Source organism: Pantoea sp. X-Soil-OKNW-713 (genome assembly GCF_059730685.1).
In genome coordinates this window covers 2855870-2874305 of the sequence record NZ_AP035995.1, presented here as the reverse complement: position 1 = coordinate 2874305, position 18436 = coordinate 2855870, and the positions used below count along the sequence as shown (strand labels likewise).

General features: G+C 52.5%; 21 protein-coding genes and 1 other annotated feature. Of the genes, 1 reads left to right on the top strand and 20 read right to left on the bottom strand.

The genetic code is table 11. From position 1 onward, the window contains the following. Positions 1-10: 10 nt before the first annotated feature. The 14 genes from AC6I8R_RS13550 to hisL form a co-directional block, all read right to left on the bottom strand. Positions 11-1129: a succinylglutamate desuccinylase/aspartoacylase family protein gene (locus AC6I8R_RS13550; RefSeq protein ID WP_497832458.1), complete on the bottom strand. Its 1119-nt coding sequence runs from the start codon at positions 1127-1129 to the stop codon at positions 11-13. Positions 1130-1244: 115 nt separating this feature from the next. After that, complete coding sequence (locus tag AC6I8R_RS13545) at positions 1245-2042, bottom strand: ABC transporter substrate-binding protein (RefSeq protein WP_021185956.1); 798 nt, start codon at positions 2040-2042, stop codon at positions 1245-1247. Between the two features lie 65 nt (positions 2043-2107). Next, positions 2108-2584 (bottom strand): YbaK/prolyl-tRNA synthetase associated domain-containing protein, encoded by a 477-nt coding sequence (locus tag AC6I8R_RS13540; RefSeq protein WP_021185955.1) that lies wholly within the window; start codon positions 2582-2584, stop codon positions 2108-2110. Beyond that, positions 2571-2906 carry a helix-turn-helix domain-containing protein gene (locus AC6I8R_RS13535; RefSeq protein ID WP_021185954.1) on the bottom strand — a complete coding sequence of 112 codons (336 nt, stop codon included), beginning with the start codon at positions 2904-2906 and terminating at the stop codon, positions 2571-2573. The genes AC6I8R_RS13540 and AC6I8R_RS13535 overlap by 14 nt, the downstream gene beginning before the upstream one ends. Further along, positions 2903-4219, bottom strand: a complete 1317-nt coding sequence (locus AC6I8R_RS13530) for a type II toxin-antitoxin system HipA family toxin (RefSeq protein ID WP_021185953.1) — start codon at positions 4217-4219, stop codon at positions 2903-2905. Before AC6I8R_RS13530 ends, AC6I8R_RS13535 begins: the two co-directional genes overlap by 4 nt. Before the next feature lie 118 nt (positions 4220-4337). Continuing rightward, entirely contained in the window at positions 4338-4949 is a 612-nt protein-coding gene (gene hisIE / locus AC6I8R_RS13525; RefSeq protein ID WP_021185952.1) for a bifunctional phosphoribosyl-AMP cyclohydrolase/phosphoribosyl-ATP diphosphatase HisIE, read from the bottom strand. Further along, positions 4943-5719, bottom strand: coding sequence for an imidazole glycerol phosphate synthase subunit HisF (gene hisF, locus AC6I8R_RS13520; RefSeq protein ID WP_021185951.1), 777 nt, complete (start codon positions 5717-5719; stop codon positions 4943-4945). The genes hisIE and hisF overlap by 7 nt, the downstream gene beginning before the upstream one ends. Continuing rightward, positions 5701-6438 (bottom strand): 1-(5-phosphoribosyl)-5-[(5-phosphoribosylamino)methylideneamino]imidazole-4-carboxamide isomerase, encoded by a 738-nt coding sequence (gene hisA / locus AC6I8R_RS13515; RefSeq protein ID WP_208724006.1) that lies wholly within the window; start codon positions 6436-6438, stop codon positions 5701-5703. The genes hisF and hisA overlap by 19 nt, the downstream gene beginning before the upstream one ends. Then, positions 6438-7028, bottom strand: a complete 591-nt coding sequence (hisH, locus tag AC6I8R_RS13510) for an imidazole glycerol phosphate synthase subunit HisH (RefSeq protein WP_208724007.1) — start codon at positions 7026-7028, stop codon at positions 6438-6440. The genes hisA and hisH overlap by 1 nt, the downstream gene beginning before the upstream one ends. Then, positions 7028-8095, bottom strand: a complete 1068-nt coding sequence (hisB, locus tag AC6I8R_RS13505; RefSeq protein WP_021185948.1) for a bifunctional histidinol-phosphatase/imidazoleglycerol-phosphate dehydratase HisB — start codon at positions 8093-8095, stop codon at positions 7028-7030. The genes hisH and hisB overlap by 1 nt, the downstream gene beginning before the upstream one ends. Next, the gene (gene hisC, locus AC6I8R_RS13500) at positions 8092-9168 is read right to left on the bottom strand and encodes a histidinol-phosphate transaminase (protein WP_415173997.1); all 1077 of its coding nucleotides are present in this window, start codon (positions 9166-9168) and stop codon (positions 8092-8094) included. Before hisC ends, hisB begins: the two co-directional genes overlap by 4 nt. Next, entirely contained in the window at positions 9165-10472 is a 1308-nt protein-coding gene (hisD, locus tag AC6I8R_RS13495) for a histidinol dehydrogenase (RefSeq protein ID WP_415173996.1), read from the bottom strand. Before hisD ends, hisC begins: the two co-directional genes overlap by 4 nt. Before the next feature lie 4 nt (positions 10473-10476). Continuing rightward, the gene (gene hisG, locus AC6I8R_RS13490) at positions 10477-11376 is read right to left on the bottom strand and encodes an ATP phosphoribosyltransferase (protein WP_013509717.1); all 900 of its coding nucleotides are present in this window, start codon (positions 11374-11376) and stop codon (positions 10477-10479) included. Between the two features lie 54 nt (positions 11377-11430). Beyond that, positions 11431-11552: a sequence feature (His leader region), on the bottom strand. Continuing rightward, positions 11528-11575, bottom strand: a complete 48-nt coding sequence (gene hisL / locus AC6I8R_RS13485; RefSeq protein ID WP_100396937.1) for a his operon leader peptide — start codon at positions 11573-11575, stop codon at positions 11528-11530. It overlaps the preceding feature by 25 nt. 181 nt (positions 11576-11756) lie before the next feature. Here hisL and AC6I8R_RS13480 point away from each other — a divergent pair, with 181 nt between their 5' ends. Further along, positions 11757-12584, top strand: a complete 828-nt coding sequence (locus tag AC6I8R_RS13480) for an SDR family oxidoreductase (RefSeq protein WP_497832457.1) — start codon at positions 11757-11759, stop codon at positions 12582-12584. Positions 12585-12649: 65 nt separating this feature from the next. On the opposite strand, the gene AC6I8R_RS13475 is transcribed toward AC6I8R_RS13480, so the two are convergent. From AC6I8R_RS13475 to puuD, 6 genes are all read right to left on the bottom strand, one after another. Then, entirely contained in the window at positions 12650-14128 is a 1479-nt protein-coding gene (locus tag AC6I8R_RS13475; protein ID WP_497832456.1) for a glucosyltransferase domain-containing protein, read from the bottom strand. Positions 14129-14250: 122 nt separating this feature from the next. Next, entirely contained in the window at positions 14251-15168 is a 918-nt protein-coding gene (locus tag AC6I8R_RS13470; RefSeq protein ID WP_497832455.1) for a glycosyltransferase family 2 protein, read from the bottom strand. Beyond that, positions 15165-15524 (bottom strand): GtrA family protein, encoded by a 360-nt coding sequence (locus AC6I8R_RS13465; RefSeq protein ID WP_036627657.1) that lies wholly within the window; start codon positions 15522-15524, stop codon positions 15165-15167. The genes AC6I8R_RS13470 and AC6I8R_RS13465 overlap by 4 nt, the downstream gene beginning before the upstream one ends. A gap of 132 nt (positions 15525-15656) precedes the next feature. Next, complete coding sequence (locus tag AC6I8R_RS13460) at positions 15657-16934, bottom strand: NAD(P)/FAD-dependent oxidoreductase (RefSeq protein WP_021185941.1); 1278 nt, start codon at positions 16932-16934, stop codon at positions 15657-15659. Between the two features lie 24 nt (positions 16935-16958). Then, on the bottom strand, positions 16959-17516 hold the full coding sequence (gene puuR, locus AC6I8R_RS13455) for an HTH-type transcriptional regulator PuuR (protein ID WP_021185940.1): 558 nt from the start codon (positions 17514-17516) through the stop codon (positions 16959-16961). Continuing rightward, positions 17513-18277 (bottom strand): gamma-glutamyl-gamma-aminobutyrate hydrolase, encoded by a 765-nt coding sequence (gene puuD, locus AC6I8R_RS13450; RefSeq protein ID WP_021185939.1) that lies wholly within the window; start codon positions 18275-18277, stop codon positions 17513-17515. The genes puuR and puuD overlap by 4 nt, the downstream gene beginning before the upstream one ends. Positions 18278-18436 lie beyond the last annotated feature (159 nt).

Sequence of the window (18436 nt, the reverse complement as noted above, 5' to 3'; positions counted from 1 at the left end):
AAGCCTTTTTTTACCCCACCAATAAATCGCCCTCACGTCCGGCATTTTCCCCGGCCAGCCGCACCATCAACATCCCTGCGGTCGCAAATTTCATCAGATTGCGTGCGTACAAGATGCCGCCATATTCAGCCAGCAGTGGTGTCACCTGATCGGTAATGGGATCAATTATCTCCGCTACAACCTCACCGGCTGCAATCATCTCCCCAATCTTACGACGATTAAGTATCAAGCCCGAATGGGGTGCAAAGATATACTCACAGCCCGCCAGCTCTGTCGCAGGATTAATCAGGGCAGGGGACTCACCTACCTCACCCGCAATATAGCCACCTTCAATCAACGCATTAATAATCGCATCTGCATCTTTCTCTGCCTGCTCAGGTGAAACATCAGCCACACCTCGTAGTTCGAGCGTCACGGGCAGTAATCCACGCGGCATTGGATACTCGTCACCATAACGTTTCGCCAGTGTCAGCCACGGTTCGCAACAGGCTTCATCAAAGGGTTCTCCACCGGACACTTGCGCCAGCAACTGAACTTCACTGCCCAACCAGCGAGCCAGTGGCTCTATATCCGGCCACGCATGAGGGGTGGTGTAAAGATGAGGGACCGCATCCCAGTCGCAATGCAGGTCAATCATTAAATCGGCCTGACTGGCCATCCGCATCAGTGTGAAACGTTGTGCGTCCAGCTCGGTTTTGGCGATGGTGTCACGGTAGTGGCGGTCAATAGCATCCCGAATCAGCCGCTTGTTTTCGTACTCACTTTGTGTCAGTGAACCGGCCAGCTCCGCAACTAATGTCTCACCCAATGCCGGAAAGCGACGGTTAAAGTCCTGCCCGGAGAGGGTATGAAACCGCCCCAGATGAGTACCATGCCAGTGCTGCCCCAAAGCCAGCGGATTGGCTACCGGCACCAACGTAAATGAAGCTTTTAGCTGCCCGGTGGACTCCAGCTCCAGCAATTTTTGTTTCAGATACCAGGCCACCGCCATGCCCGGCAATTCATCACCATGTAAAGCAGCCTGAATATAGACACGTTTGTGTGTGTCGCCGCCGCTGAAGTGAAAACTATAGATTTCACGCTGCGTACCCAGCGAAGCGCTTAAAAGAGGGTGATGTTGTTGTTGCATGGCGTTAATGATGTCCTGTTTGCTGCCGCGCGCGAGCTACACGCAGACATTGGTGTTTCGAATGGCAATTATTATAGTGCGACTGAAAAGAAGGGCGGCTAATGCCGCCCCAGATTTACTGCTGAATGGAGATATCTGTCGCGAAGTATTTTTTCTGGATCTTGTCGAAGGTGCCGTTCTTTTTGATTTCAGCAAAGGCATCATCCAGTGCAGTTTTCAGCTCGGTATCACCTTTGCGCAGACCAATCGCCGTTCCCGGACCGATAATCGGGTCTTGGACCGTCGGTCCTGCCAGTTCAAAATCTTTGCCTTGTGGCTGCTTCAGGAAGCCGATAGCGGCTTGCGCAGCATCGGTAAACACCGCATCAAGACGGCCAGAAACCAGATCGCTCTCTACCTGAGCCTGGTCGCCATAAGGGACAACGTTAACACCATAAGGTTGCCATTTCGCACGCGCATAGCGTTCCTGTACCGTGCCTTGCTCAACACCGACAGTTTTGCCTTTCAGCGATTCAGCAGTGGGTAACAGGCCGGAACCTTTACGTGCGATCAGCTGAGTTTTGGTGTCGTAAAGCGGCACGGTGAAATCGATCTGCTTCAGACGTTCTTCAGTCACGCCCATATCAGAAAGGATCGCATCAAATTTGCGTGCTTTCAGGGCCGGGATCATGCCGTCAAACTGACTTTCCACCCACACGCATTTGGTTTTCATCTGTTCGCAAAGCGCATTGCCCAGATCGATGTCAAAACCGACCAATTTACCCTGCGGCGTTTTGGATTCAAAAGGAGGGTAGGTGGGATCAACGGCGAAACGAACCTGGTCAATTTTTGCCTGTGCGCCGAACGCGCAGCTTGCCAGCACAGCCATTGTCAGCGTCTGACGCAGACGGGCGGTAAAACGTGAACTTGCCATAAAGCGGTCTTCTTTTATCGTGATGTGGAATCACGCAGAGTACCGTCCAGAGAAAGTTATAGCAATTACTGGATTATTTTCATCACGTTACCATTGTGTATCGCTTTGTAATCCTCGGTATTCAACACCACTGACTTCTCCAACACCCCGGCATTAAACGCAATTTCGTCATAGCGTTCAAACAGTAAGGGATCTACCACCAGCATTAAGTCGGCATGAAAACTGAAGGGCGGAATAGCGCCAAACACACAACCGGTGAGCACATCAACTTCTGCCGGGCTGGCGAGTGAAGCGCGACGCCCCCCCACGGCTTCCGCGACTTTGCTTAAATCTGCCTGCTGATCGGCAGGTAGCACCGCCAGCACATGTTGCTTGATACCGTTGCCCTTGACATGACACACCAGCGCTTTTGCCCCCTGACCAACTTCGGTGCCACGAATAGCGGCCACCGCTTCACACTTACCTGTTGCTTCATGCGACATCAGACGATAACGCGCCTGATGTTGATCAAGCAGGGTAAGCAGTTTTTCATGGGTGGTCATGGTGGTCTCCGGATTGCGCGAGTTGCGTTAACAGTGTCTGCATCATATGTGGCTGGCGTGGTAAAACGCCTGTCTTCAACCCTAATGGCTTTAATGCACGGTTCAACGTGGTGAGTGTGATGCTCTCTTTATCGAGTTCAATGTCAGAAAGTGTGCGTCTGCTGATACCTGCCAGTGTGGCGTAGCGCTCCTGCGAGAAGCCCAGAACTTTTTTGCGTAGTTGCATCAGCAATTCTCCCTGAGTTAACTGTTCTTTCATAAATTGTTGCAACAGCTCAAGAAGCATCGCTTCACGTTCAAATGGCGAGAGCTTCTTTGTCATAGTTTCCATCCCGCGATACGTTGATCGAGAAAGTTAAAACCCATCCCAGGCATTTCCAGAATAGAAGAGGGAACACCGCGTGCTGCCAGACGAGATTTTAAGCCGAGTAGACTCTCTGCCAATTTTTTCAACGCATTGAGCAGTTCAGATTGGGGGACAAATTCGTCCAGTCGTGTTGCTATCAAATGCCACTGGAACAGCCCACCTTCTTCATAGGGAGCCCCCCATTGCGTAGTGCGAATGATACCTTCCGGATCGGCTTTCATTGGGGCAAAGTCGTAAATTGGCGCCAGCCACATACCCTCTGGTTTTTTCAGTACGGCACTATTACGGCCATGATTATCAGAATTGCCGAAGGCGATATTAAGCATATCGCGTTTCACCCATTCAATAACCAGCTGCTTACGCCCGGTATCCGTCAGACTTAGCTTTTCAACCAGTGCATTGATGACATCGAAGTGGTTAAGGTAACTACCTGGTGGCTTTTTCATAATGGAATAGACGGATTCCAAACCATATAGCACTTTGCTCTCGCCAACAAAATCTACATCAAAACGAGGCAGCCACAATGATGGATAGCGTTCACCTTCACATAACAACATATTGTCGGTACTTATCGTATCGATGCCGAGAGCATGTAATTCATGATAGAAATGGTACTCAGCACGCAAAATGTCGCAATCTATCGCACTGCGCGCGCCGCGTGGATATTTCACCAGATAATGTGCATCCTGGTTCTGCATATCATCCTGCCAGGTATCAATCCACACCTCACAGTTATTATTACGTCTCAATAGCAGTTTTGGTGCCTCGCCACCGGCTCCCGTAGCCCCGCCGCTGGCTGCGCCCATTTGTTGGGCGTATTCCAGAAAATCGGTATCACGTTCAACGGCCCATTCCGCAGGAAAGCGCCTGGTCTTCAGCTGACTTTCCGCAGGCAGGCGTGGTAAGGACTCTTTAACCCGCAGATTGCCGACAGGCGCGATAGTACCCGCTTGCAATAAAGCATAATCCTGCTCAGCAGGCGATTTGGTTTGTAAGCCAAGCAGTGCAACCCAATAGCGTCGGCTGGCACCAGCAGGCATGATATCGTCGAGAAAGCTAAACCAGGGTTGGGAAAAATGGCTGCCAATAAGCATCACGGAATAGTTGATACTGCAACTGGCATGGTCATCACGATCAAGATATTGACTGGCATAGTCGAACTCGTATGCGAGCAACGCTGCGCTTTGACGTCCTTTACGTGACTCTTTCACGTCCAGTAGTGCGGCATCTTGCCAGCGTCCATCGACATGCAATTGAAGGGTTAACATGCTGCGCCTTGGTTGAGCAGTACATTGCTCAATTTTAGCCAACTTTGTTATTTATGAGAAGTATACTGCTCAAAATTATCCAGACTCGTCGATTTTGAGCAGTATAGTGCACAATCGCTTACTTATGACGCGCACGCAGATTGTTGATAATGGTGCTCAGATCAAGCTCCTGATCCTGCAACAACACCAACAGATGGTAGATTAAATCGGACGCTTCATTGGTCAGCTCGTGACGATCATTGACCGTTGCAGCCAGCGCGGTTTCTACGCCTTCTTCACCTACCTTCTGTGCAATGCGCTTGGTACCGCTGGCGTACAGCTTCGCGGTATAGGAGCTGGCCGGGTCAGCATGTTTGCGCTCTGCCAGCAGTTGCTCCAGTTGATACAGGAAAGTCCAGTCCGGTGCTGCCGGAGAGAAACAGCTGGAAGTACCGAGATGACAGGTAGGGCCTATCGGGTTTGCCAGCACCAGCAGCGTATCGTTGTCGCAATCTGGTGTAATGCTGACCACTTGCAGGAAATGACCCGAGGTTTCGCCTTTGGTCCACAGACGATTTTTGGTGCGCGAGAAGAAGGTGACGTTGCCCTCCGCGAGGGTTTTCTGCAACGCTTCCTCGTTCATATACCCGTGCATCAGCACTTCGCCAGAGACGCTGTGCTGGACGATAACGGGCATCATGCCCGCGGTTTTGACCCAATCCAGACGGGTCAGTTGTTCTGCAGTTAACACGCGCGAATCTCCACACCGTTGTCAATCAGGAAGCTTTTCAGCTCACCGATATTAATAATCTGTTTGTGAAACACCGAAGCTGCCAGCGCGCCATCAACATTGGCTTGCTCAAACGCTTCGAGAAAGTGTGCCATGGTGCCCGCACCACCGGAAGCAATCAACGGCACCTTGCACACATCACGTACTTTCTTCAGTTGTACCAGGTCGTAACCATTGCGCACCCCGTCCTGGTTCATCATGTTGAGCACGATCTCGCCGGCGCCCAGCTTCTGCACTTCCTGCACCCAATCCAGCGTCTCCCATTGGGTAACGCGGGTGCGGGACTCATCACCGGTATACTGGTTAACGTGATATTTACCCGTTGCTTCGTCAAACCAGGTATCGATACCCACCACAATACATTGCACGCCAAAGCGATCGGCCAGGCGGGTAATCAGTGACGGGTCAGCCAGCGCGGGCGAGTTGATAGAAATCTTATCGGCACCGAACTCCAGAATGCGCGCGGCATCCGCTTCGCTCTTGATGCCACCTGCCACACAGAATGGAATATCAATCACTTCCGCTACCCGCGATACCCAGCTCTTATCCACCACACGGCCATCAGACGAGGCGGTGATATCGTAGAACACCAGTTCATCGGCCCCTTCCTGTGCATAACGCTGCGCCAGCGGAACGATGTCGCCAATGATTTCGTGATTGCGGAACTGAACCCCTTTCACCACCTGTCCGTCGCGAACGTCGAGACAGGGAATTATCCGTTTTGCCAGCATGCAATGGCCTCCGAAACCGTAAATTTATCTTCCAGCAGTGCGCGACCGACAATCACGCCCTGCGCACCGCTGCCGCGCAGGGCGGCGATATCGTCCAGCGAACCAATGCCGCCGGATGACTGAAACGCGATATCCGGGAACGCATCAGACACTTCCTGATACAGGGCGACATTGGAACCGCTCAGCGTGCCATCACGCGAAATATCGGTGCACAGCACATGCTTCAGACCAACCGGCTGATACCAGCCAATGACCTCTTCCAGCGTTACGCCTGCTGCTTCCTGCCAGCCGCTGATCGCCACTTCTTTGCGATTGTCGGCGTCGATACGCACATCCAGCGCCAGCACGATGGCATCTGCGCCAAACTCCCGGAACCAGCTTTTCACCTCTTCCGGTTGTTTCACGGCAGTGGAACCCACCACCACGCGACTGGCACCTGCCGCCAGCAGCGCCGCGACATCTTCACGATTGCGGATACCGCCACCGACTTGCACCGGAACGCTGACGCCGCGCAGCAGGGTTTGCAGTAACGGGATCTGACGTTTGGCCGGATCTTTGGCACCGGTCAAATCCACCAGATGCAGCACCTGCGCCCCCTGGCGTTCGTAGTCCTGCAAACGTGGCAGCGGATCGCTACCGTAGTCACGCTGCTGGCCATAATCGCCCTGATGCAGACGCACCACTTTGCCGTCGATTAAATCTAAAGCGGGAATAATCATTACATCTCCAGGAAATTTTTCAGCAGCTGCGCACCCGCTTTACCGGAACGCTCCGGGTGGAACTGCACGCCGAAGAAGTTATCTTTTTGCAAGGCGGCAGTGAACGGCAAGCCGTACTCGCACTGAGCAATGGTATTGGCGTTGACCGGCATGGCGTAGCTGTGCACGAAGTAGAAATAGCTACCGTCGTCGATACCGCGAAACAGGTGGTTTCCGGCCTGCGAGGTGATCTGATTCCAGCCCATATGCGGCAGAGGTAAACCTTTGGTATCCATCAGCGTTACCGGCTCATCAAGGATGCCGAGCGTGGTGACGCCGCCATTCTCATCACTGCCGCGTCCCAGCAGCTGCATACCGAGGCAAATCCCCAGTACTGGCTGCGTACAGGCTTTTACCAGCTCGATCAGATCGCGTTCCTGTAACTGGTTCATGGCCGCCTGAGCCGTGCCGACACCCGGCAGAAACAGTTTATCTGCGCGCAGCACCACATCAGGATCACGGCTCACTTCCGGGGTATATCCGAGGCGCTCAACCGCCCACTTTACCGACGACAGGTTGGCGCAGCCGGTGTCGAGAATCACCACGTTCATCACAGCACTCCTTTCGAGCTCGGCAGGGTGTTACCGTCCACGCGGATCGCCTGGCGCAGAGTGCGGCCAAAGGCTTTAAACAGGCTTTCCACGCGATGGTGATCGTTGCGGCCTTTGGTTTTCAGGTGCAGGGTGCTCATCATGGCGTAGGAGAGGGAGCTGAAGAAATGCTCGACCATCTCAGTGCTGAGGTCGCCCACGCGCTGATAGCTGAACTCCGCTTTGTATTCGAGGTGCGGGCGACCGGAGATATCCAACGCACAACGCGCCAGACATTCGTCCATCGGCAACACGAAGCCGAAACGGCCAATACCACGTTTATCCCCCAGCGCTTTCAGCAGGGCTTCGCCCAGCGCCAGGCCGGTATCTTCTACCGTGTGGTGGTCGTCGATATACAGGTCGCCTTTCACATCAATATTCATGCGTAAGCCACCGTGTACCGCAATCTGGTCCAGCATGTGGTCAAAGAAGCCGACGCCGGTGTTGATCTTGCTGCCGCCTTCACGGTCGAGCCACACTTCAACTTTAATCTGCGTCTCTTTGGTGTTGCGGTTAACCAGCGCATAGCGATCGCGCTTGGTCAGACGTTGCTGGATAGCGTTCCAGTCTTCACCTTCTGCACCGTAACGCAGGCCTTGAATACCCATATTTTGCGCCAGCTGGATATCGGTGTGACGATCGCCGATCACATAGCTGTTCGCCACATCCAGCGCGCCTTCTGCCAGCCAGGCTTCAACCATTTTGGTTTTTGGCTTACGGCAATCGCAGTTGTCTTCCGGCTTATGCGGGCAGATCAGAATGTCACTGAAACGAATACCCTGCGACGTCAGGATCTGCATCATCAGGTTGTGCGGCCCATCAAAATCGGCCTGCGGGAAGCTATCGGTACCCAGACCATCCTGATTGGTGATCATCACCAGCTGGTAACCGGCGCTTTGCAGCGCCAGCAGGGCAGGGATCACGTTTGGCTCGAAGGCCAGCTTGTCCATGCGATCCACCTGAAAATCCACCGGGGGTTCAGAGATGATGGTGCCGTCGCGGTCGATAAAAAGGGTCTTCTGACTCATGCTTGCTCCACAGGTAAGGCTTGCAGCGCGGCGATTAAGCGCTCGCACTCTTCACGGGTGCCGATTGAGATGCGCAGGCATCCCGCCAGGCCGGGGTTTTTATTCTGGTCACGCAGGATAATGCCTTCATCCCACAGGGTTTTAAACACTTTCGGAGAATCGGTGAAACGCGCCAGAATATAGTTTGTCTCGCTTGGGAATACCGCTTCCACACAAGCGATCTGCGGCAACTGTTCCAGCAGCCAGCTACGGTTGGCATTCAGTTGCAGCGCGTGTTCGCGCATCAGCGCCAGCCCCTGATCGCTCAGCGCCTGAGCCGCCACATCCGCTACCGGGGTGGCGAGCGGGTAAGGTGCAATCACTTTCAGCAGCAGGTCGATCACTGGCTTGTTCGCCAGCGTAAAGCCGCAGCGCAGGCCAGCCAGCGCAAAGGCTTTCGACAGGGTACGCAGAATCACCAGATGCGGATAATCTTTCAACCAGCCAGCCAGCGTCGCTTGCGGGCAAAATTCGATATAGGCTTCATCCGCCACCACCAGCGCTTTTCCGGCGGTCATATCCAGCAGGGCGCGGATATCGTCCGGGTTGATCAGGTTGCCGGTCGGGTTGTTCGGACTGCACATATACACCACTTTCACCCCGTCGAGCTGGTCAGCAATGGCCGGCAGATTCAATTGCCAGTCGTCCAGTGCTGGCACGGTGCGGTATTCGATACCGATGGTTTCAGCGCTGACGCTGTACATGCCATACGTCGGCGGGCAGAACAGAATCGCGTCTTTGCCCGGTTCACAGAAAGCACGCATCACCAGTTCAATACCTTCATCCGCGCCACGGCTCACCAGTACCTGCTCCGGGCTGACGCCGGCATAACCGGCATAACGCTCGATCACCAACTTCGGCTGGCATTCCGGGTAACGGTTCAGCGTCTGCTGCGACAACTCAAACGGCACCGGCAGCGGGAATTCGTTGGCGTTCAGCCACACATCACCGTTACCCCCCAGGCGACGGGCTGATTGATACGGCGTCAGCGCGCGCACATTGGCGCGGGCCAAATCTTCAACATTCAGGCTCATGCTTGCTCCTTCAGGGCCGCAACACGCAGGGTAACGGCGTTTTTGTGGGCTTCCAGCTGCTCAGCGGCGGCCAGGGTTTCGATGGTGGCCGCGAGGTTAAGGAAACCCTGTGGCGTCAGTTCCTGCACGGTCATACGCTTCTGAAAATCCGCCAGACCGAGGCTCGAGCAGGTGGCGGTGTAGCCATAGGTCGGCAGTACATGGTTAGTGCCGGAGGCATAATCACCGGCTGATTCAGGCGACCAGTCACCCAGGAACACCGAACCGGCGCTGGTGATGCTATCGACCAGGTCACGCGGAGTACGCGTCTGAATAATCAGGTGCTCAGGGCCGTATTGGTTCGAGATGGCGACGCACTGCGCCAGATCTTGCGCCACAATCAGGCGGCTGCTGGCTAACGCCTGACGCGCGGTAGCGGCACGCGGCAACTGCGTCAGTTGCTCGTCAACTGCGGCGGCGACGCCGTTTGCCAGTTCCAGTGATGGCGTCAGCAGAATCACCTGCGAATCCGGACCATGTTCGGCCTGGGACAACAAATCAGAAGCCACAAAGGCCGGTGTTGCGCCAGCATCGGCAATCACCAATACTTCAGACGGACCGGCAGGCATATCTATCGCTGCACCATCCAGACGCTGGCTCACCTGACGCTTGGCCTCGGTGACATACGCGTTGCCCGGACCAAAGATCTTGTCCACTTTTGGCACGGTATCGGTGCCGAAAGCGAGGGCGGCAATCGCCTGCGCGCCACCAACCTGAAACACTTCCTGCACGCCACACAGCTGAGCGGCATAAAGGATCTCGTCGGCAATCGGCGGTGGTGAGCACAGCACCACACGGCCACAACCGGCGATACGTGCCGGGGTTGCCAGCATCAATACGGTGGAAAACAGCGGCGCAGAACCGCCTGGAATGTACAGGCCAACCGATTGCACCGGGCGCGTAATCTGTTGGCAGCGCACGCCGGGTTGCGTCTCCACATCCACTGTCGCCAGAATCTGTGCGTTGTGGAAAGTTTCGATATTGCCCACGGCCACGGCCATTGCCTGCTTCAATCTGTCGCTCAGGCGGTTACTGGCGGCTTGCATCTGCTCGGCCGTCACACGCAGGTTATCCACCTGCGCTTTATCAAAACGCGCGCTGAATTCACGCAGCGCATTGTCACCGTTCTCTTTTACCTGTGCCAGGACATCACGCACCACCTGGCTGATGCTGTCGGAGGCGGAAATCGCCGGACGCATCAGTAACGCCTGTTGCTGCTCGGTGCTGCATTGCTGCCAGTCAATCGGGGTCATCAGGGCGCTCATTCGGTCACTCCAGCATTTTTTCAATTGGCAGCACCAGAATTGAGCTGGCACCCAGGGCTTTCAGTTTTTCCATGGTTTCCCAGAACAGCGTTTCGCTGCTCACCATGTGCATCGCCACACGGCTGACTTCACCGGCCAGTGGCAGGACGGTAGGACGCTCCGCACCCGGCAGCAGGGCAATCACTTCTTCCAGACGCTCGCTCGGCGCGTGCAGCATGATGTATTTGGACTCACGCGCTTTGATGACACCCTGAATACGCGTCATCAGTTTGTCGACCAGCTCTTGTTTGGCGCCGGACAGCTCGCCGTCACGTTGGATCAATACCGCTTTGGAGCGATAAATGACTTCAACTTCGCGCAGGCCATTGGCCTCCAGAGTGGCGCCGGTGGACACCAGGTCGCAAATCGCGTCGGCCAGGCCGGCACGGGGTGCCACTTCAACTGAACCATTCAGCAGACAGGATTTAAAAGCAACGCCTTGTTTATCGAGATACTTTTTCAGCAGGTGAGGGTAAGAGGTGGCAATGCGGGATTTATCAAGGCATTGCGGACCGGTGTATTCCGCGTCAACCGGCATTGCCAGCGACAAGCGGCAACCGCCAAAATCGAGACGACGCAGAGTAAAGTAACGCGGATCCTCACCCTGGGCGCGGCGCGTTAACAGCTCCTCTTCCAGCACGTTTTCGCCCACGATGCCAAGATCCACCACGCCATCCATCACCAGTCCGGGAATATCGTCATCGCGCACGCGCAGGATGTCGATTGGCATGTTTTCCGCAAACGCAATCAGACGCTGCTGCTGAAGGTTAATTTTAATGCCACAGCGTGCCAGCAGTTCGCGTGATTCATCACTTAAACGGCCAGATTTCTGCATAGCTATGCGTAAACGGGTGTTATCTAACATGGTTCCTGTCCTCTTATTCATTCCTGTCTGAACTCAGTTGGGTTGCGTCAGCCCATAAAAAAACCCCCGGAAGATGATCTTCCGGGGGCTCTCTTTGCGCTCACACCACTGGAAGATCCTAAACGTCTTCCAGCACACATCGCCTGAAAGACTAGTCAGGATGATGGTGATGATGGTGGTTGAACTGAACGCGTGTCATAAAAAATTCCGTTGCTGAATGGATATTCATTTGTGTGCTGATTAACCTAGCGAAGATAGCGCCGTGTGGCAAGCCTTTTTTAACGTCAATTTCTGGAATCTCCCGCAACAGTTAGCGCTGGTTTGACACCCACGACAGCACTAAGATGAAGTGTCTTTGAGCAGCGAAGCCGGGAGTCGATATGAAAAAGGTCGCGATTGTGGGGCTGGGATGGCTGGGCATGCCGCTGGCGATGGCGCTGGCGACACGCGGCTGGCAGGTGACGGGCAGCAAAACCTCGCCAGATGGGGTAGATGCGGCTCGTCGTTGTGGCATTGAGGCGTTTCAACTGGTGCTGACACCTGAGCTGGAGTGTGAGGCAGAAGATCTGGAAGCGCTGATGTCGGTGGATGCGCTGGTGGTGACCTTACCCGCCAGTCGTACGGTGCAGGGCGGTGAAGATTATATGCAGGCGGTACAAAATGTGGTGGATACCGCATTAGCCTTTAAGGTCCCGCGCATTATCTTCACCAGTTCCACTTCAGTGTACGGCCCAGGTCCGGGAGTGATGAAGGAGCACAGTCCGTTGCAACCTGAAACCGTAGCAGGTAAAACGCTGGTGGCGCTGGAGAACTGGTTGCACGATTTGCCGGGAACCTCAGTGGATATTGTTCGTCTCGCCGGGCTGGTGGGACCCAATCGTCATCCCGGACGTTTCCTTGCCGGGAAAACGGATTTACGCGATGGCGCACATGTGGTGAATCTGGTGCATCTGGATGATGTGGTGGATGCAATTGTGCTGTTGTTGCAGACGCCGAAAGGTGGGCATATATATAACCTGTGTGCGCCGAAACATCCGACGCGTGACACTTTCTATCCTGGCGTGACCAAACAATTAGGTTTAACACCCCCTCAATTTATCGCGGAAAGCTTGCGTGATGCAGGCAAGGTTATTGATGGTGGAAAAATATGTAATGAACTGGGGTTTGAGTACAGTTATGATGACCCGATAAAAATGCCGTTGGAATAACGTAATTTTTAATGCTTCATTTTAGCAGTATAACAATAGCCCACCTGACGGGTGGGCTATTGCATTTATCTGTTGTAATCGCTTAACTGGTCAGAAAGTTTCACAATGACAACACCATCCATCATTCTGACTGCGTCTCTATCTGGCCATGATGGCATCGATTTTCCATTAACTCTGGATCTTTCCACCTGGTCAGCATCAGGTATTTTTACATTCAGCATGTTGCTGGTATAAAGATATTTATACATCCTCTGATTGTTGCCGCCATCCCACTCATAAAAGGATGCGCCAAAAACGTCTGCGCCTGGAACTCTCCATGAATTTAAGGGGCTGTAACTCCCGTAAAAGAAAATGGGAGTTTTAGTGGCATCAAATTGAGGATATTTATTGTATATAGTGTTAATGATTTGCTCCGAAAGGTTTCTGTCTGCCTCTCGTGCCATATAATCACTGTAGAATAATCTTGTGGAAGATGATGCGCCAACACCAAGGAACACCAGAGCAATCAAGATTGAGGATGTTTTAAGCTGAGTAATAGATATCGCACAGATAAAAAGGCCAGCAAAAACAACAGACGCCTGCGTCATGGCCCGTGGAGGCATACTTGAACCAATGGCTATATTCAGAAGGAACATGGAGAGGAATGTTGCTACGCTCAGAATTATGGTTAAGGAGACATTACTCTTTTTTCTGACAACTGCAACGCAGATCGTTACAATCCAGATTAAGCAAAAAGCAAAGCTATTCATACCGTAAGCTGCACGGAATCGAATATAGTCTCTGATAAAATTAGCCACGGATTTTATTACGTCATACGTCCCATGCTTTCCCCAGCCAATCATGGCTGAGAGATAACCCGAGATTTGAACTCCGTAATGACCGGCAACCATCTTAGACAGGATGGAGTTTATAATAAGTGCGATGCCAGCCATTACACCAAATAGCACTATTTTTTTAGCAGCATCAGTATAAGTTAATTTCTCATTAATTGACTTCAATGTTAATGAAATACAAAGCAATGATGCGGCATAAAGAAAGACTGATTGATAAACAGATAAAGATACAATGGTTAGAATGACAAAAATTAACAGACGCCATGCACTCACCTTCTCCAACATAAAAAGAGAGGCCGTAGAGAGAAGTATCGACAAGCTAATAGTATCGGACTGATTGCTAAACTCAAATTGATAAGCCATTTGTGGCAGAGCTGCCAGCATGACAGTAAACGCTACAGCATGTATTTTGTTTAATTTGAGATAAATTGAAGCCAATGCAGCTGAGCACGAAAGAAAGATAAGACTCAAAAGCAGCGTTAAGAAAGGGAGGTAAGGCTCAGGAAAAATGTAATGACGCAGTAGCGCATGCCCCCACCTGCCAGCTGACAATGTCTGGAAGAAATTATCAAAGGGCTCCTCATCAATAGATAAAGTAAAATGTGTAAGCTCAAAGCCATATACAACAAGATATGAGGTGAAGGCAGAAAAAAAAGCAAGGATGAGTATATGTACCTTTGGATCGTTTAAACTAATTTTTGATAGCTGCATTCTCTCTGTTCCATGAATTTTTCAATTGTAGTGTGACGCGTGGAGGGGTGTCCCTATATACCCCAGGCATTATGGCGCTTATGAATGAACTGCATGTGGACTACCCTAAACCAGGTCGTTATCTACATTCTTTTTTTTACTATATAGCGTGGTCTTTTTTTAGTCTCAATATAAATTCTTCCAATATACTCTCCAAGCACACCAATCCCGATAAGCTGAATGCCACCGAGGAAAAGGATTGAAACCAATATAGAAGGATAACCACGTACCGGGTTACCGAAAATAAGGGTGTTCATCACCATATAGGCGCCATAAATAAACGATAAGCTGGCAACAAACAAACCTATGTAAGTCCACATCCGCAGCGGAAAGGTAGAAAAGGAGGTGATACCTTCCAGTGCCAGGTTCCAGAGTTTCCAACCGTTGAACTTGGTTGAGCCAGCAACTCGTTCAGCTCGGGTGTATTCAATGACTTCGGTGTTACCGCCCACCCAGCTGAGAACCCCTTTCATAAACAGGTTTCTTTCCGGCAGTAGTTTGATGTTCTCGACAATCTCACGCGACATCAGGCGGAAATCACCGACATTTTCTTCAATCTGCGGTTTGCTTATTTTATTGTGCAAATGGTAGAACCATTCAGCACTTTTGCGCTTCAGATGACTGTCCGATGATCTGTCGATACGTTTAGCAAGTACCACATCCGCACCGTTACGCCATTTCTCGATAAGTTGTGGGATGATGTTGATAGGGTCCTGCAAATCAACATCAATCGGGATGACTACATCTCCCGTGGCGGCTTCAAGTCCGGCAAACAGAGCGGGTTCTTTACCAAAGTTGCGGGTAAAGCAGACATGTTTAACCAGCGGATCCCTGAGTTCAATATCTTGCAGGATCTGCTCGGTGCCATCACTGCTGCCATCGTTTATAAAGACAATTTCAACGTCGTCATCGCCAAATCCATTGTAATCGCGAACAGCATTATAAAAGACCGGCAGTGCCTCCTCTTCGTTAAGAACAGGCACTATCAATGAGATCTTCATTTACTCTCCCTGAAGACAAATAATTTTGAATAAGCGAACCCACAAACAAGGCTGACAACTGAGAACAGAATCAAGGTGAAGAAGGGATTGATATGGGCATGGTCGGCTGCCCATCCTACGGCAAGCGCCATCGCCCCCATAAAAACGGTGTAGAAGAGATAACGTGAAGTTGTCGCCTGGGCGTTGAAGGTCCAACGCGCATTGGCAAAAAATGAAAAGGTGACAGCAGCGCAAAATGCAATGAAGTTAGATACCGACTGCTTAAAACCAAGATTGTACATTGCGCCAAAAATGACCCAATGAATCATGGTGTTCACGACGCCGATTGAGGCATATCTGGTGAAGCGTTTGAACATTTTGTCACCCATTATCAAAAACGAACCCGATCTTGTCACCAGATCAGGGATATGGCAAGTTTTGGTAAGGTTGACGTTATTTAATCGTAAGGCAGCCTGGCATTGATCAAAAACAAGCAGTCCTGCGTCTTTTTACACCCCCAATCGATCCCGCAACGCATACCACACCGCACCCATTGCCGTGAGCGGCACTTTAAAGCGTCTTCCGCCAGGGAAGGGCAGATGTGGCAATCGGGCAAAGGCATCAAACCGTTCAGCCTGGCCGCGCAGGACTTCCGCGATCAGCTTGCCGGATAAGTGGGTACAGGTCACGCCATGACCACTGTCACCCTGCATAAAGTAAACATTCTTCTCCAGTTGGCCAAACTGCGGCATCCGTGACAGCGTCAGCAGGAAATTTCCGCTCCAGCGATAGCTGAGCTTCACATCGCGTAACTGCGGGAAGGTACGCAGCAGCTTCGGGCGAATCAATGCATCAATATCCTCCGGCTCGCGTGCGCCATACACCACACCGCCGCCGTATAACAGGCGGTTGTCTGCGGTGAGACGGAAATAGTCGAGCAGATAATTACAGTCTTCTACGCAATGATTATTCGGCAGCAGACTGAGCGCCAGATCGCGACTCAGCGGTTCGGTGGTGACGATTTGTGAGCCGCAAGGCATGCTTTTACGGCCCAGACGTGGTTCCAGTTGCGTCGGGAGATAGGCGTTGCCAGCGAAAATGACAAATGTGGCGCTAACATCGCCGCGCGCCGTTTTTACCCGATGCGGTGTGCCATACTCCACCTTCAACGCGGCAGATTGTTCATAGATACGCCCGCCATGCCGCCGGATGGCCTCGGCTTCACCCAGCGCCAGATTCAATGGATGCAGATGCCCGCCGCGTTTGTCCAGCAATCCCCCAACGTAACGGTCGGTCGCCACTTCACGGCGGATACCACGCTCATCCAGCAATTCCAGCTCATGGTTGCCATAGCGCGCCCAACTGGCTTTCTGATTACGCAGATGGCCCATCTGGCGATTATTTAACGCGGCAAAAATTCCACCGGGGCGATAGTCACAGGCGATGGCATAGCGATCGATACGGTCGCGAATAATATCCGCACCTTCGAACATCATGCTGCCAAGCATCTTTGCGGTGTCTTTGCCGTAACGTTGTTCAATCACATCAACGTCGCGGCTGTAAGAATTGACCACCTGGCCGCCATTACGTCCACTGGCACCAAAGCCGATTTTCGCCGCCTCCAACAGCACCACATCGTAACCCGCTTCAGTGAGATACAGCGCCGATGACAGGCCGGTAAAGCCGCCACCGATAATGCAGACGTCACATCGAATGCTCTCCTGCAATTCTGGCCAGGGTTCATGCGCATTCGCTGTTGCGGCGTAATAACTCTCCACATGTTGCATCACAACCTCCTTCTGCGCGTGGCCTCAGAAATTTGCCGGCGAATGGGCGCTCACAATTCGGCACGGCTGATCGGACATATTGGTAAAGCTATGCGGTAAACCGGTATCGATGACGTAGCTTTCTCCGGCGTACAGGTGATAGCTCTGACCATTCACTACCAGCGTAATTTCGCCCTCCAGTACGGTGCCAGTCTCTTCGCCGGGATGGCGGAGTTTTTCACCGGTACTGGAACCTGGCGCGTAATGCTCTAACAGCATCGCCAGCGCTCGCTGCGATGCTCCATTATCAATCAGCTGTAACGACACCCCCAGGCTGCCAATCTCCACCCGATCATCGGGGCGAACAATCACGCGTGGTGTGTAGTCCTGCTTCGGCTCGGAAAAAAATTCTGATAGCGATAACCCATACACCTTCAGCAGTTTTTGTAGGGTACTCACCGCCGGGCTGACTTTATCCTGCTCGATGGTGCTGATGGCGCTATGGGTCAAACCTGACAACTCAGCGACGCGACGCTGAGACAATCCCAACTCCTGCCGGATTTGCGATAAACGTCGTCCGGGCGCCAGAGTGGCGTCGTTCATGGTCGTTTTTCCTTGTGATAACGAACAGCGGCGTGAATAAATGCCTCGAACAACTGGCGCGAAACCGGATCGTCGGTTGAATGCCACTCCGGATGCCACTGTACCGCCAGAGCAAACGGGTGCTGACGTAAACTGACCGCTTCTGGCAGGCCATCGGCCGCGCGCGCCTCGATGCGCAGTTGGGGGCCGGGTTCACGGACCCCCTGTTGATGGAGCGAGTTCACTCTAAAAGCGGCATCGCTACCAAGTATGTGGCTGAGCAGACCATCGGCTTCCGGTTTTACCTCATGCACAGGGGCATACTGTTGTTCCAGCGGCAGCGTGTCATCCTCACGATGCTCCTGGAATTGATGAGTGAGGTGAAGATAGCGATGCAACGACCCTCCATTTGCCACCACCATCTCCTGCAATCCCCGACAAATACCCAATATCGGCATCTTTTTTCCCACCGCATGGGTAATCAGGCCGAATGCGAGACGGTCGCGGGCCGGATCGGCATGAGGCTCCACACCTTCCTCGCCATAATGCCAGGGTTCGATGTTGCTCGGGCTGCCTGTCAGCAAAATGCCATCCAGCAACGTCATACTGTTTTCTAATAGATGAGGGGCTTGCATCAGTTGATGCGGCAAAGGGAGGGGCAGGCCACCGGCGAGCACGATGGCATCAAGATACTTGTTATGGACGGTCTGCCCAGGATGGCTACCGATGTTGTTCTGACACATCACTACGCCAATCAAGGGTTTGTCAAAAATAATGCCCATTACGTCTCCGCGTCGCTGTTCAATATTTTCGCCGATAAAGCGCACCTGACGTAAAAGTGTGCAATATAATGTCAATCTAGCAACCGTCTGGCTAATCTTCAAACAGATTTGTTACATTTGCACACTTTTTCTCCAGGAGCTATCTTAGATTTGTGGCTG

Bases quoted from the DNA above. Each gene is read 5' to 3' on its own strand.
- AC6I8R_RS13550 (WP_497832458.1), bottom strand. From the start codon at position 1,129: ATGCAACAACAACATCACCCTCTTTTAAGCGCTTCGCTGGGTACGCAG.
- AC6I8R_RS13545 (WP_021185956.1), bottom strand. From the start codon at position 2,042: ATGGCAAGTTCACGTTTTACCGCCCGTCTGCGTCAGACGCTGACAATG.
- AC6I8R_RS13540 (WP_021185955.1), bottom strand. From the start codon at position 2,584: ATGACCACCCATGAAAAACTGCTTACCCTGCTTGATCAACATCAGGCG.
- AC6I8R_RS13535 (WP_021185954.1), bottom strand. From the start codon at position 2,906: ATGACAAAGAAGCTCTCGCCATTTGAACGTGAAGCGATGCTTCTTGAG.
- AC6I8R_RS13530 (WP_021185953.1), bottom strand. From the start codon at position 4,219: ATGTTAACCCTTCAATTGCATGTCGATGGACGCTGGCAAGATGCCGCA.
- hisF (WP_021185951.1), bottom strand. From the start codon at position 5,719: ATGCTGGCAAAACGGATAATTCCCTGTCTCGACGTTCGCGACGGACAG.
- hisA (WP_208724006.1), bottom strand. From the start codon at position 6,438: ATGATTATTCCCGCTTTAGATTTAATCGACGGCAAAGTGGTGCGTCTG.
- hisH (WP_208724007.1), bottom strand. From the start codon at position 7,028: ATGAACGTGGTGATTCTCGACACCGGCTGCGCCAACCTGTCGTCGGTA.
- hisB (WP_021185948.1), bottom strand. From the start codon at position 8,095: ATGAGTCAGAAGACCCTTTTTATCGACCGCGACGGCACCATCATCTCT.
- hisC (WP_415173997.1), bottom strand. From the start codon at position 9,168: ATGAGCCTGAATGTTGAAGATTTGGCCCGCGCCAATGTGCGCGCGCTG.
- hisD (WP_415173996.1), bottom strand. From the start codon at position 10,472: ATGAGCGCCCTGATGACCCCGATTGACTGGCAGCAATGCAGCACCGAG.
- hisG (WP_013509717.1), bottom strand. From the start codon at position 11,376: ATGTTAGATAACACCCGTTTACGCATAGCTATGCAGAAATCTGGCCGT.
- AC6I8R_RS13480 (WP_497832457.1), top strand. From the start codon at position 11,757: ATGAAAAAGGTCGCGATTGTGGGGCTGGGATGGCTGGGCATGCCGCTG.
- AC6I8R_RS13475 (WP_497832456.1), bottom strand. From the start codon at position 14,128: ATGCAGCTATCAAAAATTAGTTTAAACGATCCAAAGGTACATATACTC.
- AC6I8R_RS13470 (WP_497832455.1), bottom strand. From the start codon at position 15,168: ATGAAGATCTCATTGATAGTGCCTGTTCTTAACGAAGAGGAGGCACTG.
- AC6I8R_RS13465 (WP_036627657.1), bottom strand. From the start codon at position 15,524: ATGTTCAAACGCTTCACCAGATATGCCTCAATCGGCGTCGTGAACACC.
- AC6I8R_RS13460 (WP_021185941.1), bottom strand. From the start codon at position 16,934: ATGCAACATGTGGAGAGTTATTACGCCGCAACAGCGAATGCGCATGAA.
- puuR (WP_021185940.1), bottom strand. From the start codon at position 17,516: ATGAACGACGCCACTCTGGCGCCCGGACGACGTTTATCGCAAATCCGG.
- puuD (WP_021185939.1), bottom strand. From the start codon at position 18,277: ATGGGCATTATTTTTGACAAACCCTTGATTGGCGTAGTGATGTGTCAG.